This window comes from Paraburkholderia haematera (genome assembly GCF_905220975.1).
Lineage (GTDB): Bacteria > Pseudomonadota > Gammaproteobacteria > Burkholderiales > Burkholderiaceae > Paraburkholderia > Paraburkholderia haematera.
In genome coordinates this window covers 137,461-155,894 of the sequence record NZ_CAJNBK010000009.1, presented here as the reverse complement: position 1 = coordinate 155,894, position 18,434 = coordinate 137,461, and the positions used below count along the sequence as shown (strand labels likewise).

At 60.5% G+C, this 18,434-nt stretch carries 16 protein-coding genes; 12 read left to right on the top strand and 4 right to left on the bottom strand.

Going from position 1 to position 18,434, the window contains the following annotated elements:
- Positions 1-203 precede the first annotated feature (203 nt).
- The 4 genes from KHO23_RS17990 (at position 204) to KHO23_RS17975 (ending at position 6,407) form a co-directional block, all read left to right on the top strand.
- Positions 204-1,181, top strand: coding sequence for a helix-turn-helix transcriptional regulator (locus KHO23_RS17990; RefSeq protein WP_211612569.1), 978 nt, complete (start codon positions 204-206; stop codon positions 1,179-1,181).
- Between the two features lie 443 nt (positions 1,182-1,624).
- The gene (locus KHO23_RS17985) at positions 1,625-3,070 is read left to right on the top strand and encodes a DEAD/DEAH box helicase (RefSeq protein WP_211612568.1); all 1,446 of its coding nucleotides are present in this window, start codon (positions 1,625-1,627) and stop codon (positions 3,068-3,070) included.
- A gap of 313 nt (positions 3,071-3,383) precedes the next feature.
- Entirely contained in the window at positions 3,384-5,009 is a 1,626-nt protein-coding gene (locus KHO23_RS17980; RefSeq protein ID WP_211612567.1) for an ABC transporter substrate-binding protein, read from the top strand.
- Positions 5,010-5,183: 174 nt separating this feature from the next.
- The gene (locus KHO23_RS17975; RefSeq protein ID WP_211612566.1) at positions 5,184-6,407 is read left to right on the top strand and encodes a M24 family metallopeptidase; all 1,224 of its coding nucleotides are present in this window, start codon (positions 5,184-5,186) and stop codon (positions 6,405-6,407) included.
- Between the two features lie 91 nt (positions 6,408-6,498).
- On the opposite strand, the gene KHO23_RS17970 is transcribed toward KHO23_RS17975, so the two are convergent.
- Positions 6,499-7,458, bottom strand: coding sequence for a GlxA family transcriptional regulator (locus KHO23_RS17970; RefSeq protein WP_211612672.1), 960 nt, complete (start codon positions 7,456-7,458; stop codon positions 6,499-6,501).
- 109 nt (positions 7,459-7,567) lie between these two features.
- On the opposite strand from KHO23_RS17970, the gene KHO23_RS17965 reads away from it, so the two are divergent.
- Together KHO23_RS17965 and KHO23_RS17960 are read left to right on the top strand one after the other, a co-directional pair.
- Positions 7,568-7,873, top strand: coding sequence for a putative quinol monooxygenase (locus KHO23_RS17965; RefSeq protein ID WP_211612565.1), 306 nt, complete (start codon positions 7,568-7,570; stop codon positions 7,871-7,873).
- Positions 7,874-7,995: 122 nt separating this feature from the next.
- A complete protein-coding gene (locus KHO23_RS17960) occupies positions 7,996-8,754 on the top strand; it encodes an alpha/beta hydrolase (RefSeq protein ID WP_211612564.1) in 759 nt (252 codons plus the stop codon).
- A 13-nt stretch (positions 8,755-8,767) separates the two neighbouring features.
- Here KHO23_RS17960 and KHO23_RS17955 read toward each other — a convergent pair whose 3' ends face one another.
- Both KHO23_RS17955 and KHO23_RS17950 read right to left on the bottom strand, forming a co-directional pair.
- Positions 8,768-10,075: an MFS transporter gene (locus tag KHO23_RS17955; RefSeq protein ID WP_211612563.1), complete on the bottom strand. Its 1,308-nt coding sequence runs from the start codon at positions 10,073-10,075 to the stop codon at positions 8,768-8,770.
- A 184-nt stretch (positions 10,076-10,259) separates the two neighbouring features.
- Positions 10,260-11,213, bottom strand: a complete 954-nt coding sequence (locus KHO23_RS17950; RefSeq protein ID WP_211612562.1) for a LysR substrate-binding domain-containing protein — start codon at positions 11,211-11,213, stop codon at positions 10,260-10,262.
- A gap of 196 nt (positions 11,214-11,409) precedes the next feature.
- Here KHO23_RS17950 and KHO23_RS17945 point away from each other — a divergent pair, with 196 nt between their 5' ends.
- From KHO23_RS17945 to KHO23_RS17920, 6 genes are all read left to right on the top strand, one after another.
- Positions 11,410-12,531, top strand: a complete 1,122-nt coding sequence (locus tag KHO23_RS17945; RefSeq protein WP_211612671.1) for a M20 aminoacylase family protein — start codon at positions 11,410-11,412, stop codon at positions 12,529-12,531.
- A 99-nt stretch (positions 12,532-12,630) separates the two neighbouring features.
- Positions 12,631-13,419 carry an ABC transporter substrate-binding protein gene (locus KHO23_RS17940; protein ID WP_211612561.1) on the top strand — a complete coding sequence of 263 codons (789 nt, stop codon included), beginning with the start codon at positions 12,631-12,633 and terminating at the stop codon, positions 13,417-13,419.
- Positions 13,420-13,485: 66 nt separating this feature from the next.
- Positions 13,486-14,175, top strand: coding sequence for an ABC transporter permease (locus KHO23_RS17935; RefSeq protein WP_211612560.1), 690 nt, complete (start codon positions 13,486-13,488; stop codon positions 14,173-14,175).
- The gene (locus tag KHO23_RS17930; protein WP_211612559.1) at positions 14,172-14,897 is read left to right on the top strand and encodes an ABC transporter permease; all 726 of its coding nucleotides are present in this window, start codon (positions 14,172-14,174) and stop codon (positions 14,895-14,897) included. The genes KHO23_RS17935 and KHO23_RS17930 overlap by 4 nt, the downstream gene beginning before the upstream one ends.
- Positions 14,898-15,692 (top strand): ABC transporter ATP-binding protein, encoded by a 795-nt coding sequence (locus tag KHO23_RS17925; protein WP_328821985.1) that lies wholly within the window; start codon positions 14,898-14,900, stop codon positions 15,690-15,692.
- Between the two features lie 145 nt (positions 15,693-15,837).
- On the top strand, positions 15,838-17,022 hold the full coding sequence (locus KHO23_RS17920; protein WP_211612558.1) for a porin: 1,185 nt from the start codon (positions 15,838-15,840) through the stop codon (positions 17,020-17,022).
- A gap of 117 nt (positions 17,023-17,139) precedes the next feature.
- Here KHO23_RS17920 and KHO23_RS17915 read toward each other — a convergent pair whose 3' ends face one another.
- On the bottom strand, positions 17,140-18,396 hold the full coding sequence (locus KHO23_RS17915) for a Zn-dependent hydrolase (RefSeq protein ID WP_211612557.1): 1,257 nt from the start codon (positions 18,394-18,396) through the stop codon (positions 17,140-17,142).
- Positions 18,397-18,434 lie beyond the last annotated feature (38 nt).

Sequence of the window (18,434 nt, the reverse complement as noted above, 5' to 3'; positions counted from 1 at the left end):
TTGATTTAATGCGGCGCAACCCTGCTCGCCTTCGGGGTTCACTTAGATATCGATCAGCAACGACAATGCTATTTGAGTTGCCTTTCGTGAGTGCTCTCGTCCATGTCTGACCTTCGCATCGATCCAGCAGATTAGGGGTGTGGCAGATAATAGATCCGTTAACATGACACCTTATGTCATGTATTTGAGGTCAGGTGCCATTTATGAAAGCCAGCCGCCTTTTGTCGATCATGATGATGCTGCAAGCGCGCGGGCGGTTGACCGCACCGGCTTTGGCCGAAGCACTGGAGGTTTCCGAGCGCACGATCTTGCGCGATATCGATCAGCTCTCCAGTGCTGGCGTGCCGATCTGGGGGGATCGAGGTCGCAATGGGGGATTTCAATTGCGCGAGGGTTGGAGCAGCGATCTCACAGGGCTCACGGAGCACGAAGCGCACGCGCTGTTTCTGGCAGGTTTGCCCGGGCCTGCGACAGAACTCGGCCTGGACGGCATGGCTGCCTCGGCGCGGCTAAAGATGATTGCCAGCCTGCCTCCGGACTCGCGCGAGCAGGCTGATCGCGTCGCCAGCCGACTGCACATTGACACTGTGGATTGGTACCGTGCGCAAGAAACGCCGTCATTTCTGCGTGAAGTCGCCAATGCCGTGTGGAGCCAGTACCGTATCGAAGTGACGTATGAGAGTTGGCGCGGTTTATCCCGCCGCGAACTTGAGCCGCTCGGTTTGGTGCTCAAGGGAGGTACCTGGTACCTGATTGCCAGGGTGGTGGGCAAGCACGGCGCACTGACCTTTCGGCTAGCGAATATTAGTGAACTCAAGTCCTCCCGCCTCCGTTTCAAGCGTCCTGCCCGATTTGATCTGGCGAAGCACTGGCGTGATGCCATAAACCGGTACGAGACCGATCTTTATCGGTTGACGGCACATATCGCCGTGTCGCCGCGCGGCGAGAATTGGTTGGTCAACGCGCGTATTAAAACCGCTCCAGTTTTGCAGGGTGCAGGAAGTGCGGAGGTGCCATCGGGATGGAAAGAGTTTTTGATGCCCATCGAATCCATCGAGCACGGCACGCGGAAGCTGCTGGAATACGGTTCAAATTTGAAAATCGTAGGGCCGCAGGAACTTAAGAATAAATTCATGGAAGAGTTATCGCAGTTGAAAGCGCTCTATAAGAAGGGAGCATAATTTTGGTGAGAGATGACGCCAGGAAACCGGACCGTTCGGGAGGGGGAAAAGCGGGCATGGGTCTCCTTTCTTCTTACGAGCTCGTTAGGTTTTAACGGGTCAGGTCCAGGAGTAAAGTACGCGAGGCAATCCTTGAACCCCATCATCGGTCTGATGATGCGTTTGATGGTGCGGTGGTCCTGCTCAGGCAGATGAAGAGTGACGGTGGCCGGCAGAGTTCAGTCACCTGGCAGTTCCACGATTTCACGAAATAAGCATTCCTATTCGTGCCGTCTCGATCTTTCCCGATTTTCGTTACCGCGTCAGATCCGATCGTGGATGGGATGGCAGGACTCGGGCCTTATTTCGGGTAGCTGGTGGCGATACAGGTGCGTGCGTGGCTGGTTGCGCGGCGCAATCAGGCGGTAACCGCTAGAATTGCGGCTTTAGCCCGGAATACGCCAATGTCTTTTGCCTCGCTTGGCCTGATCGATCCCTTGCTGCGTAATCTGCAGGGCCTCAATTACCAGACACCTACGCCGGTGCAGGCCAAGGCGATTCCTGCTGTGCTCAGTGGCAAGGACGTCATGGCTGCGGCACAGACCGGCACTGGCAAAACGGCGGGTTTTGCGTTGCCGCTGTTGCAACGGCTGGTGCAACACGGCCCGGCGGTGTCCAGCAACCGCGCGCGTGTTCTGGTGCTGGTGCCCACGCGTGAACTGGCCGAACAACTGCTGCAAAGCTTTATCGAGTACGGCAAAGGCCTCGACTTACGATTTCTGGCCGCCTACGGCGGTGTGAGTATCAACCCGCAGATGATGAAGTTGCGCAAAGGTGTGGATGTGCTCGTTGCCACGCCGGGCCGTTTGCTGGATCTCCACCGCCAGAACGCAGTGCAGTTCGATCAAGTACAAACGCTGGTGCTGGATGAGGCCGACCGCATGCTGGATCTGGGCTTTGAGCGCGAACTCAACGCCGTCTTTGCAGCCTTGCCCGCGCAGCGCCAAACCCTGTTGTTCTCTGCCACGTTTACCGATGATATCCGCGCCATGGCGGCAGGCATTCTGCGCGGCCCGGTCAATATCAGCGTCAGCCCGCCCAATGCCACGGCCAGCAAGATCAAGCAGTGGGTGGTGACGGTCGATAAGAAGAACAAGCCTGACCTCTTCATGCACCTTGTGGCAGAGAACAACTGGGAGCACGCGCTGGTGTTCGTCAAAACCCGCAATGGCGTGGATTACCTGGCGGCCATGCTGGATGAAGCGGGCTATTCGGTCGACACCATCCACGGCGACAAACCGCAACCCGCGCGCCTGCGTGCGCTGGAGCGCTTCAAGACGGGCGAAGTACTGATGCTGGTAGCCACCGATGTGGCGGCGCGCGGGCTGGATATCGACGACCTGCCGCTGGTGATCAACGTTGATCTGCCGATCGTGGCGCAAGACTATGTGCACCGTATTGGCCGTACCGGCCGCGCGGGCGCCAGCGGCGTGGCGGTGTCCCTTGTGTGTGCCGATGAAGCGCCGCAACTGGCCGCGATTGAAGCGCTGATCCGGCAAACGCTGCGCCGTGAAGAAGAGCCGGGTTTTGAAGCCGAACACCGCGTGCCGGAAACTAGCGCGACGGGCGAGATCATCAAGAAACCCAAAAAGCCTAAGAAGCCGAAAGTGCCGCAAGCTGCGCGGGGCGCCGTGCAGGTGCCCAGCAAAAAACCGCGTCCGCAAAGTGGCGAAAACAAACCTAAGCCTGCGGCGCAGCGCGCTGTGGCCGCGGGTAAAGGCACGAGCTTGTCCAGCGGTAGCCCATTCAGCGTGCAAAAGCCACGCAGCAAACCCGCCAGCAAGCCAGTTGCGGGTTCAAGTAAGCCGGCGGGCAAACCCGCTGGTGGCCGCGGCAAACGCCAACCCTGATAAGCCGTCATTTGATCGGCTCATTGCGAACTACCGCATCACGCCCTGAGTCGGTCAGTCAAGCATTTTGAGCGGGAAGCGCGAGGCTTCCAAGGAGAGGCGAGCCCCGCTTCTTCATCGCGGCATCTCACGCGACACGGCCGGCAACCTATCAATGCCGCGAGTCAGACAGGTCGCTATGCCGAAATGAGCGTCCTTTTCGTCCCGATCATACAAGCCTGGTGGATTTTGCACTGATACATTCCTCTCGCCAAGAATGGCCGCATACAGGCCTGCGCTGGAGACTATGTTTCAAAATCTCTCAGAGAAGACTATGAAGAACAAGACAAGAAAGAGTCGAATTCGCATCGGAGCATTGTCGCTAGCCTTGTTGTCACTCCTGTTGACGCAGTATGGACAGGCGGCGGAGACCAGCAGGACATTGGTGTATTGCTCAGAGGGTAGTCCTGGTGGATTCGATCCTGCCCAATTCACCACCGGCACCGATTTCACGGCCAATACGTTCACCGTCTACAACCGTCTCGTCGAATTCGAACGCGGCGGTACTAAAGTCGAGCCGGGCCTTGCTGAAAAGTGGGAGGTCTCGCCGGACGGCAAGACTTACACGTTCCACCTGCGCCACGGCGTCAAATTTCAGACGACATCGTTCTTCAAGCCAACTCGCGAATTCAATGCGGATGACGTCGTCTTTACGTTCGAGCGCATGCTGGACCCAAATCAGCCGTTTCGTAAGGCGTACCCGGTCCAATTCCCGTACTTCACCGACATGGGCCTCGACAAGCTGATCACCAGCGTCGAAAAGGTCGATCCGTACACGGTCAAGTTCACGCTGAAGGACGTGAACGCGCCGTTCGTCCAGAATCTGGCGATGGAATTCGCGTCGATCCTGTCGGAAGAATATGCGAATCAATTGCTGAAGGCGGGGAATGCGGCCGACATCAACCAGAAGCCGGTCGGTACGGGCCCGTTCATCTTCCGCAGCTATACGAAGGACGCGACGATCCGCTTCGACGGCAATCCGGACTACTGGAAGCCGAACGCGGTCAAGATCTCGAAGCTGATCTTCTCGATCACGCCGGACGCCAGTGTGCGCGTGCAGAAGTTGAAGCGCGACGAATGCCAGGTGATGAGCTATCCGCGTCCGGCCGATATTGCGCAGCTGAAATCCGCCCCGAATATTCTGATGCCTTCGCAGGCCGGCTTCAACGTCGGATACCTTGCCTACAACACGACGCACAAACCCGTTGACAATGCCGACGTGCGGCGCGCCCTGGATATGGCGATCAACAAGGCGGCGATCATTGAATCTGTCTACCAGGGCGCGGGGCAGGGCGCGTCGAATCCCATGCCGCCGACGCAATGGTCATACGACAAGAGCCTGAAGAGCGCTGCCTTTGATCCGGTCAGAGCCAAGGCTTTGCTCGAGAAGGCGGGCTATCCTAACGGTTTCGATATCACGCTTTGGGCGATGCCGGTGCAGCGGCCCTACAACCCGAACGCCCGTCTCATGTCCGAAATGATCCAGTCCGACTGGGCGAAAATCGGTGTGAAGGCAAAAATCGTCACGTATGAGTGGGGCGAGTACATCAAGCGGGCGCACGCGGGTGAGCACGATGCAATGTTGATTGGATTTACCGGAGACAATGGAGACCCTGATAACTGGCTCGGAACAATACTGAGCTGCGATTCAGTGAATGGGAACAACTTTGCGCACTGGTGCTTTGGACCGTTTAACGATCTCGTGCAAAAGGGACGGGAGACGAATGACGTTGCGACGCGCACGAAGTACTACATGGAGGCGCAGCAGATCTTTGCACAACAACTTCCCTTTTCACCCATCGCCAATTCGACGGTCTACCAGCCGACGAGCGCGAAAGTTGTCGACATGCGCATCGAACCGCTCGGCTACGCGCGCTTCGACGGCGTGACGCTCAGGTAACTTGCTGACGAAGCAGATAGCGGGCGAGCCGATCGAAGTCACGATGGGTGTCATCACTCCGTGTAAGGTACTGATACCTGCAGTCAATCCTGTTAACCCCAACCACGCGCAACCGGTATGGCTGGCCATGCACCTTCGCCTTCCGGTGCGCGTCATTAAACAATGAGATGAAAGATGAGCAATGGGATCGGTGGAAGCAAGCAATCAGAAGCACTGGAGCGACTTGTCCGATTGCCGACCGAAGTCGATGAAATCAGCGTAGTCGAGTATCGTGACCGGATACGCAGAGTCCAGCTATCGATGAAGGCGTCGGGCGTTGACGCACTCTATATCAATGCCGGGACGAACCTGCTCTACTTCACTGGCATTCAGTGGTATCCAAGCGAGAGACTATTCGGCGCCGTCATTCCTGCCGACGGAGAATTGGTCTACATCGCTCCGTGCTTCGAAAAAAGAACGCTGTGCGACGCCATGAAAGTCGCAGGTGAAGTCGTGTGCTGGCATGAGGACGAGTCTTCCTACGCGACGTTCTACAAAGCGCTGGGCGTGCTAGGTATCACTTCCGAGTCAGGAAAAAAGAGAATCGCCATCTGTGCAACGGCGAGTGTTGCAGTGTTCTTCGGCATGAAGCAACTGTCCGGCAGCTATGAATTGATCAGTGCGGAGGCATTGGTGACGGGGTTGAGGAGCGTTAAATCGCTCAGTGAAATCGCGCTAATTCAGTCGGCGATGAACATGACTCTGCGGGTTCACGAAGCTGCTGCAAGCATTCTGCATGAAGGGATGAGTACGGTTGAGGTGCGCGATTTCATTGAGCAGGCTCACCGCAAGCTGGGTGCCTCGGGTTCGACATTCTGCTCTGTTCTTTTTGGTGAAGCGACGTCCTATCCGCATGGCGTTAAGGATATCCAGTACCTGAAGAAGAACGATATCGTACTCATCGATACGGGTTGCCGGTACAAGAACTACAACTCCGATATTACGCGTACCTATGTTTTTGGCGACCCTACTGACCGGCAACGATTTGTGTGGGACACGGAAAAGGCAGCGCAGGCCGCGGCTTTCAAGGCGGCTCAACTGGGCGTGCCGTGTTGCGACGTTGATCGCGCGGCGCGGCAAGTTGTGGAGGCGGCTGGATTCGGCCCCGGGTATCAGTTGCCTGGCTTGCCGCATCGAACCGGTCATGGGATTGGTTTGGACTTGCATGAGGCGCCGAACCTGGTCGGCAATGACACCACCCCGCTTGAAGCCGGTATGTGCTTCAGCAACGAGCCGATGATTTCTATTCCAGGTGAATTCGGCATCCGTCACGAAGATCATTTTTACATGACCTCAAGCGGGCCAGTGTGGTTTACACAGCCGGCTCACTCGATCGAGGACCCTTTCGGTCTTTCATGAATTCAACAACAGATCACGCGCGACGTGAAATCGCGTGTGATCGTATTGCCCCTCTGATTCTGTGACCCCCAGCATCCATGGCCGCGGCGGCTCACGACGCCCGCAACTCACGTACCCCTTTACCTATCCGCCGCCGCAGCAACGTTCGCAAAGTGACGCCGTCCGCATACCCGACCTGCTCGGCAATGCGATCAACGCTGAGCTTGCTCGTCTTCAACAGATGGACGGCGCGCTCGACCCGCAGATCCTGAATGTACTCGACGGGCGTTTTACCCAGCACCTCATTTAAACGTCGCGTCAATGTCCGCGTGCTGGTCGCCAATGCATTGGCGACGACGTCGAGCGCAATTGCCTTATCAAGGTGTTCACGCACCCAGCGGTCGAAACGTTCGACGAGCGGGTCCGAATGAGAGAGGTGATCGGAGATCGCATAGGCAGACTGCGACGGCCGCGAATCGAATACGAGGTAGTTGGCCACGAGCGCCGCAAGCTCGGGGCTGTTGTTGCGGATCAACCAGAGTGCAAGGTCGAGGTGGCTCAGGGCCGCCCCTGCCGTCACCGTGCTGCCGCTGGGGACGACGATGCGATGCGCATCCAGGTGCACGTGTGGGTAACGCTGGCGGAACACCGGTGACAGCCACCAGGTGGTCGTGGCTTCGTGGCCGTCGAGCAAGCCGCTTTCAGCCAGCACGAACGTACCCGTACAGGCGGCTGCAATCTGGGCGCCGCCACTGCGCCACGAGCGCAAAGCGCCAATCGCATCGATCACATCGTCCTGGCCGAGCGCAGGCACGAGCTCTTCGGCGGTCGTGCAGTTGAGCGCCGGCACGACGATCCAATCCGGGGCGGGGGCGCCGGTCATATCCCGGACGGGTACCTGCAGCCCAAGCGCGGTACGCACTTGGGGCCGCATCCCCACCACGGTGATGTCGAAACCCGGTGTGGCGACGCCCGTCGCGGACGCAAGTTTGTTGGCGATGGTCAAGGCATCGAGCACGGTGGTCAGACCGGTATCGAACACTCCATCGAGCGCCAGGACAAAAATTCGCATGGCGGAATTGATATCAAAGTTGTCGATTGAGACAGTGTTTCCCAACGCGCTCCGTTTGTAAAGTGTGACTCACCGCATGACCCCCTCACGCGGACACCGGAGAACGAAGATGATCAAACACGCACTATTTGTCCGACTTGAAGCCAAGCCGGGAAAGGAGCAGGCCGTAGCAGACTTCCTTGCCGCCGGCCTGGAAATGACCAATCGGGAGGCGACCACGCCGATCTGGTTCGCCCTCAAGCTGTCGCCGACGACGGTCGGCGTCTTCGACGCCTTTGCAAGTGAAGAGGATCGCCAGGCACACCTCGCCGGTGACATGGCCAACGCCCTGATGGCGCAGGTCGACGAGATGCTGGCAAGCCCGCCGTCAGTTGAGCCGATCGACGTTCTCGCCATGAAAAACAAGCTCGGCTGACGTCGTTACGCGCCGGTACGCCAGCGCGCAAATGCGACCCGCAGCGTTCGTGGGTCGACATGTCCGACGTTAGAGGGTTCAGGCAAAACGTCGGGCACATTGGAACACCACTGGAGATTGAAATGTACGCACTACGAAAGAAAGTTGCTGTTGCCTTCCTGCTTGCTTTGGGTAGCACGATGGCTCACGCCCAGACGAAGCCGGCGGCGAACGATATCGTCATTGTCCACGGAGCACTCGTGGATGGCTCAGGCTGGCGAGCCGTCTACGACATCCTGACCAAGGACGGTTTCCATGTGACGATCGTGCAGGAACCGCTCACTGGCCTCACTGAGGACGTCGAGACCACCAGGCGCGCCATTGAGCAGCAGAGCGGTCCGGTCGTGCTGGTCGGTCACAGCTATGGCGGCTCCGTGATCACGGAGGCAGGCGCCGACCCGAAGGTTAAATCGCTCGTCTATGTGGCTGCGCTCCAACCCGATAAAGGGGAAGCCAGTGGTCAACTGCTGTCGAAGTTCGCCGCGCCCAACGATGCCATGCGAGCAACACCGGACAAGTATTTCTTCATCCCTGCGGCAAGATTCCCTGGGACCTATGCACAGGATGTCTCGCCGTCGGAGGCTCAATTCATGGCGGACTCGCAGGTGCAGCTTAATCAGCAAGCCTTGGGGACACCTGTTTCTGTAGTGGCATGGCGAACCAGGCCGAGCTACGCCATCCTGACCACTCAGGATCATGTAGTGAGCCCTCAGCTTCAGCGCTGGATGTATCAACGCTCGGGCGCCAAGGTCACTGAAGTGAGCGCAAGCCACGCGGTCTTCATCTCTCAGCCGGCCAAAGTCGCTCAAGTGATTGAGACTGCAGCAAGGCAGGCAAATTAACCGCTGATGTGCGTCATGCGGACGCCGGCAGGCACGCGATTGAGATCAGGGCTACCGCGCATGCGGCGATCACGTACCACGCCGGTGCGAACGTGCTGTGCAGGTTTTGCGTCATCCAGGTCAGCGCAGCGGGCGCAAATCCGCCGAAGGTGAGGACGGCGGTGTTATATGACAGCGACATGCCAGTCGAGCGAACCCGTGTCGGGAACAACTCGGACAGCGCAGCCGGCGCGACACCGCCGAACATTGCGACGACTGCGCAGAGCATGATCTGCACGACGACGAGCGTGGCGGTCGTGTGCGACAGTTGCAGAAGCGCGAGGAGCGGGTAGACGACCACCAGCATGACGACCGCGCTGCAGGCGAGCACGGTGCGGCGCCCGAAGCGATCCGACAGCGTGCCTGCCGCCACGCAAGCGGCCGCCATGAAGACGTTGCCGACCAGGGCGGCGAAGAAAGCCTGCTGGCTCGAAAAGCCTAATGTCCGCTGGACATAGACGGGCATGAAGATCACCAGCGTATAGATGGACGTCGCCCACAGTACCGAGATGCCGAAACCAATCAGCAGGCCGCGCCGATGCGCCGTGACAATCTCGCGCAAGGTGCTGCGTTGCGCGTGCTGTTCACGAAGGGCGCGATCCATCTCTGCCTGGAAGTGGGGGGTCTCATCGAGCGTCTTGCGCAGCCAGAAGCCGACCGGCGCAATGGCGAGACCGACGATGAACGGGATCCGCCAACCCCAGTCGCCGATTTGCGTGCGGCTCAGCGTCAGTGTCACCGCCGTCGCGACGAGTGCGCTCAGCACGTTGGAAATGGCCATGCTCGCCTGCAGCCACGACGCATACTTGCCTTTCCTGTCCTGCGGCGCGTGTTCGATCAGGAACGCTGCCGCCCCGCCGATCTCGCCGCCCGCGGAGAAGCCCTGCAGCGCGCGACCGCAAACAATCAGGAGTGGCGCGCCAATACCTATCGCCGAGTAGGGCGGCGCGAATGCGATGACGGCTGTGCCCACGGCCATGAACAGGATGGTCAGCGTCAGCGCGGCCTTGCGCCCGGCGCGATCGCCATATACGCCGAGCAGGACCGCACCGAGCGGCCGCACGATGAAACCGAGTCCGAACGCGAGGAATGCCTGGAGCAGCCGTGCGCCGTCGTCGGCGCCGCTGAAAAAGTTTTGCGCAATGTAAACGGCGAAGAATGCATACACCGAAAAGTCATACCATTCGAGCGCGTTACCGATCGAGGCGGCAAAGACAGCGCGACGGCCTGTCTTCAAAGTGGCGGGCGAGGCAAGCGTGCCAGCGGACGAAAGCGTTTCCATGACATAACCCGAGAATGGAGGAGGGACGCGGGAAGTCTAGATAGCCAATTTCGTTGATGGTTAATGCCTTTTTATCGTCCACGCATAACGGGGTGTTATGCCGTGGGCGGGGCCGGCCGAAGGACATCCAGACTGAGGCGAAGCATGCGCGACGGTGCGATCGGGAGGCGAGGGCCAGCGTGTATTACGCGAGCAGCCTCAAAGTCTCGAACAGGGCGACGTCCTGTTTTTTGGCGGAGCGCGCGTGTTGACGGATGACTTGCAGCAGGCATTCCGCGAAGCAGCGCGCCGCTGTGCTCAGCGTGCCATTTCTGCGCATGATGATCGAAAGTTCGATTGGTTCGAACTGCTCCTTTAATGTGAGCGCCCGAAGCGGTCGGCGAAACGACGGTGCGGCGGCAATGATCGCCGGACACCATGTGCACATATCGGCATCTTCGACCATGAGTTGCTGCATGGCCAACGACTGGGCGCGGACGATGCGCTGCTCGTCGATCGTCGCGCCGTGTCGGTGAAACAGATGTTCGAGGATCGTCTCGCGGCCGTCCGGCGCGAAATTCAGCACCCAGTCCTGATCGAGCAGATCGTGAATCGAGCGGCAGCCCTGGCGGGGATGGCCGTCGCGGACCATGACGGCCGTCTCGTAGGTCAGGATCGGTTCGCCGGCGAACTCCTGCATCGCGGCCGACGAATGCAACGGACCGATCGCGAAGTCCATGTCGCCGCTACGCAGCAGCGGCTGCGCGACGGCCATCAGGCTCTCGAATAGCTCGAGGCGCACGTTCGGCATCCGCTGCCGGAACGACAGTACGGTCTCGGTCAGAAAAGTGAGCGTGATCCAAGGGGTGATGCCGACGCTAAGCCGCTCCTCCGAGCGGCCGCGCAAGCGCGCCAGATCGTTTTGCGCACGGGACAACTGGTTGAGCACCAGCTTCGCGTGATTGAGCAGCACCTTGCCGTATTCCGTCAGGTTGATGCCTTCTGTCGCGCGGATGAGCAGCGGCAGGCCCTCGCTCGTTTCAAGCTCGCGCAGCGCGCGCGTGACGGCCGCCTGGGATAGACCCAGCGCACGTGCCGCGCCCCGGATACTGCCCGCCTCGGCACTGGCGACCAATGCCTGTAGCTGATGGAGTTTCATCGATTGGATGGTTTGACGACAACAAACGGTTGTCATCATAACAAACTTGCATCTTTTCCCGAGATTTTCCGCTGCATATGATCCGCCCAGTCATGTATCTCCAAAGCGCCACCGCGTGGGTGGCCAAACTGTTCAAGGAGTTGTTCGATTGAAGGATGACGTCGTATTGCCAGGCATATCTGCCATCCAGGACGAGATGATCGCGTTGCGCCGGCGGATTCATGCGCATCCCGAGCTCGGTTTCCAGGAACAGGCGACAAGCGATCTCGTCGCCGGCCAGCTCAGTGCATGGGACTATCGCGTCACGCGCGGCCTCGGGAAGACCGGCGTGGTCGGCACCCTGACAACCGGCGTTGGTCGCTCCATCGGCTTGCGCGCGGACATGGATGCGCTGCCAATCCGGGAAGCGACCGGCTTGCAGCACGCAAGCCGCATCGACGGCGTGATGCACGCATGCGGTCACGATGGCCACACTGCGATGCTCCTGGCGGCGGCGCGCCACCTGGCCGAAAGCCGCTCGTTCAAGGGCACGCTGAACGTGATCTTTCAGCCGGCGGAAGAGGGGCTGGGCGGCGCGCGTGCGATGCTCGACGACGGGTTGTTCGAGCAGTTTCCGTGCGATGCGGTGTTCGCGATGCACAACGTGCCGGGCCATCCGGCGGGGCAGTTCGGTTTCGTGAGCGGCCCATGCATGGCGTCCGCCGACGAGGTCACGATCCGCGTGGTGGGCCGTGGCGGACACGGCGCTGCGCCGCACACAACCGTTGATCCGGTCGTCGTGTGCGCTTCGATCGTGATGGCGTTGCAGAGCATCGTCGCGCGCAATGTGGATCCGTTCGCGCAGGCGGTGGTGACGGTCGGGGCGATTCACGCAGGCACCGTGTCGAACGTGATTCCGGCGTCGGCTGAGATGCGTATGAGCGTGCGGGCGCTCGACCCGGCAGTGCGCGAGACACTCGAACAGCGCATCGTGGCACTCGCGCAGGGGCAGGCTGAGAGCTACGGCGCCGAGGCGCAGGTCAACTATGTGCGCTGTCATCCGGTGCTCGTCAATCACGCGGCCGAAACCGAATTCGCGCGGCGCGTCGCCGAGCAATGGTTGGGCCGCGACGGACTGATCAGCAATTTCGGTCCGTGCATGGCGAGCGAAGACTTCGCGTTCATGCTCGAAGCCCGGCCGGGATGTTATCTGTCGATCGGCAACGGCGTCGGCGAGCACGGATGTGCGCTGCACAACCCGAAATACGATTTCAACGATAACTGCCTCGCAATCGGCGCAAGTTACTGGGTCAAGCTGGCCGAGCAATTTCTGCAATGAATGGGGCGCGCACCGCAGTTCCGCGGGTGCGCACTACATTCGATAGATAGGCGGCGGCCGGATTTCAGGCCGCCCCAATAACCTGGAGGAGAGACAAAAGTGAAAAAGTGGATTGCAATGCTGTCGCTAACGGTCATGGCGCTATCGGGCACGGCGCAGGCCGCTGACTGGGCGGGCAAGGAGATTCGTCTTGCGGTCGATCCGACCTATCCGCCTCTGGAATACAAGACGCCCGATGGCAAGCTCGCCGGTTTCGGCATCGACATGACGAATGCATTGTGCGCGCAGATGCGTGCGCACTGCGTCTGGGTGGAGAACAGCTTCGACGGGATGATTCCTGGTCTGCTCGCGCGGAAATTCGACGTGATCGCTTCGTCGATGACGATCACGCCGAAGCGCATGGAACAGATCGCGTTTACCAACAAGATGTCGAATACGCCCGCGCAACTGGTTGTGCGACGCGGGTCGCCGCTTGTGCCGACGGCTGCGTCGCTGAAGGGCAAGCGGGTCGGCGTCCAGCAGGGCACGAGCCAGGAGGACTATGCCCGGGCGCTCTGGCAACCCGCCGGCGTGCAGATCGTCTCTTATCAGGATCAGGACCAGGTCTACACCGACCTCGTGTCGGGTCGCCTCGACGCGGCGTTCCAGGCGGCAATCGCTGCGAGCGAAGGATTCCTGAAGAAACCGCAGGGCAAGGACTTCATGTCCGCCGGCCAGAGCATTCTCGATCCGAAGTACTTCGGTCAGGGCGACGGGCTCGGTTTGCGCAAGGAGGACGTTGCGCTGCGCGAGGCGTTCAATCAGGCGCTGGCGGCTATCCTGGCGAACGGCACGTATGCCCGCATCAACAATAAGTATTTCGATTTCGACGCCTACGGCGGGAAGTGACACGACGACCCGGTGCCGCACAGCGTGGGCGGTACCGGTGAGACTGAACCTGAGAGGAGCAAGCTCATGTATTTCGCCGGATTCGGCGCCGCGATAGCGACGGGCACATGGTTGACGCTCAAGCTCGCCGTGCTGTCGCTTGTTATCGCTTTCGCGCTGGGCCTTGTCGGTGCCTCCGCGAAATTGTCGCGGCATCGTGTGCCCGCCCGGATGGGCGCCGCCTACACCACGCTGATCCGCGCAGTACCCGACCTCGTCCTGATGCTGCTGCTGTTCTATAGCAGCCAGATACTGCTGAACCGGATCACGGACTTGCTCGGTGCGCCGCAGATCGACATCGATCCTTTCGTCGCCGGCGTGCTGACGATCGGCTTCATCTACGGCGCGTATTTCACTGAGACGTTTCGTGGCGCGTTCCTTGGCGTGCCCCGCGGGCAGCTCGAAGCGGGCGCGGCATACGGGATGTCGGGCTGGCAGGTGTTTCGCCGCATCCTGTTTCCACAGATGATGCGGCTCGCGTTGCCTGGCATCGGCAACAACTGGCTGGTGATCGTTAAGGCCACCGCGCTTGTGTCGATCATCGGATTGTCGGATCTCGTCAAGGCGACACAGGACGCGGGCAAGTCGTCGCGCGAGTTTTTCCTGTTTGCGCTGGTGGCGGGCGCGGTTTTTCTTGCAATCACAACGGCTTCGAACCTGCTGCTTGTATGGCTCGAAGCGCGCTATGCCGCAGGCGTAAGGCGGGTGGCCGCATGAGCGAAATCGCTCGCCAATACTGGCACAACTATCTGTACACCGACGGCTATCAGCTTACCGGCCTCGCGATGACGCTGTGGCTGCTCGTCGCTTCGCTGGTGCTCGGCTTCCTGCTCGCGCTACCGCTCGCGATCGCACGCGCCTCGTCGAACCGCTGGCTGTCGACGCCCGTCTGGTTCTACACCTACGTATTCAGGGGAACGCCGCTCTACGTGCAGTTACTGCTCTGCTACACGGGAATCTACAGCCTGCAGGTCGTGCAATCGCACGCGCTACTGGATGCCTTCTTTCGCAGCGCGATGAACTGCACGGTGCTCGCTTTCGCGTTGAACGAATGTGCGTACGCGACTGAGATCATCGCAGGTGCAATCAGGACGACCGCCTACGGCGAGGTCGAGGCCGGGCAAGCGTTCGGCATGTCGAGACTGACGCTGTATCGCCGGATCGTGCTGCCGTCCGCGCTGCGGCGCGCATTGCCGATGTACAGCAACGAGGTGATCCTGATGCTGCATTCGACCACACTCGCCTTTACCGCCACCGTGCCGGATTTGCTGAAGGTCGCGCGGGACGTGAATGCCGCGACCTACGCGTCATTCTCCGCATTCGGCATTGCGGCCTGTCTGTACGCTTGCGTCGCGTTCGTTCTGGTGTGGACCTTCAGGAAGCTCGAGGGCCGCTGGCTGGCGTTCCTCCGGCCCGCAACCCTCAATCGGAAACATTGAATGTCGACAGGCATGGCTTTACCCATCCCCTATAAATTGACCGCTGAGGATGTGCACAAGCGTTACGGCATGCACGAGGTGCTCAAGGGCGTGTCGCTCAAGGCGAAGGCCGGGGACGTCATCAGTCTGGTCGGATCGAGCGGCTCTGGAAAGAGCACGTTCCTGCGCTGCATCAATTTTCTGGAGCACCCGACATCGGGGCGGATCACCGTGGACGGTGATGTCATCGAGACCGTGCGTGACCGCGCGGGCGCGTTGCGCGTCGCGAGCGAAAGTCAGTTGCGCCGGGTCCGCACCCGGCTCTCCATGGTGTTCCAGCATTTCAACCTGTGGTCGCATCTGACGGTGCTCGAAAACATCGTCGAGGCGCCTGCCAGCGTGCTGAAGATCAGCCGCCAGGAGGCGCGGGAACGCGCCCGGCACTATCTGGGGAAGGTCGGGCTCGGCCGCGAAGTGGAAGCGCGTTATCCGGCGCATCTGTCGGGCGGCCAGCAGCAGCGTGTCGCGATCGCGAGAGCCCTTGCGATGGAGCCCGAGGTCCTTTTATTCGATGAACCGACGTCAGCGCTGGATCCGGAACTGGTTGGCGAAGTTCTGCGGGTGATGCAGACGCTTGCCGAAGAAGGGCGAACGATGGTGGTCGTCACCCACGAGATGGGATTCGCGCGCAACGTGTCGAACCACGTCGTATTTTTGCATCAGGGCAAGATCGAGGAGGAGGGGTGCCCGGACGAAGTACTCGTGCGGCCCTCGAGCGAACGGCTGGCGAAGTTTCTGTCCGGCAATCTCAAGTGATGCCGGTTGTGCCCGCAGCGGTGCGAACTACGGAGTAAAGGTGTTGGCGTGCACGGCGGGCTCGCCGTAGGCCGAATGACGGCTCGCGGTGCGTCCGCCGGAAAAGGTGTGGAGACGTTGTTTTATAATTATTAAGGATATCAAAATGAAAAAAGTTGTCGTTGCGGTCATGTTTTCGTCCGCACTCGCGACATCCGCGTTTGCTCAGGGCAGTATGACGCTGTACGGCGTGCTGGATGAGGGCATCGATTTCACCAGTAACGTTGGCGGCAAGCACGTCTACGAGATGACGAGCGGATATGCGCAGGGCAGCAGATGGGGACTGCGCGGGACTGAGGACCTCGGCGGCGGATACGGTGCGGTTTTCGTGATCGAGAACGGCTTCAATCTCAGCAATGGCAGGCTCGCCCAAGGTGGTCTCGGCTTCGGGCGGCAGGTCTATGTGGGCATCCGAAGCGAGCGCTTCGGCACGATAACGCTGGGGCGCCAGTACGACTCCGTGGTCGACTATTTCGCGCAGACGACGGCAATATGGTGGGGCGGATACATCTTTGCTCATCCGTTTGACAATGACAACGCGTCGAACACGTTTCGGGTCAACAACACGATCAAGTATCAGAGCCCAGACCTGCCTGGCGTGAAGTTTGGCGGCGCCTACAGCTTCAGCAACGACACAGGATTCGCGAACAACCGGCAGCTCAGCTTCGGCGCGAGCTACGCCTATGGCGGATTGCTGCTGGCGGCGGCTTTTCTCAACGCGGACAATCCCGGCGCCACCTCAGGCGGAGCAATCGCAGGCTCAAGCTCGACCGTGTACGCGGACGCCAATTTCCAGTCCGAACGATTACGCATCTTCGGTGCGGGCATGAACTACACGTTTGGCCCTGCGACACTCGGTCTGACGTACTCGAACACGACCGTGGGAAATCCCGTGGCAAACGTCGGCTATCTTTACGGCTCGGAAACCATTCAGCCTGTAGTCGGGCGGCTGGCAGGCGGCACGGTCACCACGCTGAAGTACCAGAACTTCGAAGTGAACGGGCGATATCAGGTTAGTCCGGCGTTTTACGTCGGCGTGCAGTATGCGTACACGCTGGAGAACTACGACACAACGGCGGGCGGCGCAACACCGAAGGTGCACAGCTTCGGCTTCATGGCCGACTACAATCTGTCGAAGCGCACCGATGTCTATTTGCAGGGCGTTTTCCAGAAAGTCGCGGGCGACAAGACCGGGTCTTCGCTCGATCAGGCCTACGTGGCCGGCGCGCAGGATTTGTCGTCGACATCGAAGCAATTGCTCGTTCGAGCCGCGCTTCGGCATCAGTTCTGATACCGAAGGAGATCGAGTCCAAAAACACAGCGGCCACGATCCGGTGAAAGCCGGATCGTGGCCGCTGGTCCATCTGCTGCGCCGCGAGCGTGGTCGCCGCGCGGATACCTCAACGTCTCAACGTTGCAGGATGGTATCCAGTTCGAGTATGGATTCGTACAGCACGCGTGTGCCGTCGAGGAGCTGCGACGGTTCGATCCATTCCTCTGGGCAGTGGCTGCGCCCATTCAGGCACGGAATGAAGATCATACCGATTGGCCCCGTGGGCGCCATGTAGACGGCGTCGTGCCCGGCGCCGCTCGGCAGGCCCATCGACGCATAGCCCAGCCGCTTCGCCGCGATTTCCACCGCGTCCATCACGAGCGGCGAGCAGTCGGTCGGCCGCGCCCGGCTGACGGCGCTCATGCTGGCTGTCAGCCGCAGCGCGGCGAGGTCCGCCGCCACTTCGTCCATCAACGCCTCGGGGAAACTGTCGAGCACCTGATCGCTGTCGCTGCGCACTTCCAGCATCAATTCGACCCGGCCTGGTACTGCGTTGGGCACGTTTGGCGTCATCGCGATGCGGCCAATCGTGGCGACCACGTAGTGGGGATGGCCGCTCAGTGCGCCGGCGCGCCGATGGGCCGCCTGGATCACGCTGGCTGCGCCGACGAGCGCGTCACGCCGGATGTCCATAGGCGTCGTGCCGGCGTGATCCGGCTGACCCTCGACGACGATCAGCGCGCGCCGGATACCGACGATGTTGGTCACGACACCGATCGGCAGCTTGCGCGTTTCGAGCACCGGCCCCTGTTCGATGTGCAGCTCGACGAATGCGGCAGTGCCGCCCGCGCCGCGTAGGGGCGCGTTGAGCGCGTCCGGATTGCCGCCGATCCGGCGCATGCCCTCGGCGAGCGTTTCACCGGCTGCGTTGCGGGCAGACAGCATGTCCGGATGGAGTTGGCCCGACAGAGCCCGGCTGCCGACGCACGAGATCCCGTAGTCGCTCGGCTCTTCCGATAGAAAATCGACGACTTCGAACGGATGAGCGAGCGCAATGCCGTGCTCATGCAGCGTGTGCGCGACCTCGATGCCCGCCAGCACGCCGATGATGCCATCGAAGCGGCCGCCGCCCACCACCGTGTCGCAATGTGACCCGGTGACGATCGGTGCGCGGCTTGCATCGCGCCCGGCGCGGCGGCCCACCAGATTGCCGCCGGCGTCCTTGTGCACGGCGAGACCGGCCGCTTCGAATTCACCATGCAGCCACGTGCGTGCCTCTTCGAACAGCGGAGTGAACGCGCGGCGCGTCCAGGGGATGTCGGGCAAGGTCATCCGCGACAACGTTTCGACGCGCGACCACAGACGGTCGGCGTTCAGGGGAGGCATAGCCATGAGTACTCCGGAAGAAAAGAATGATACAGAGAAAAGGT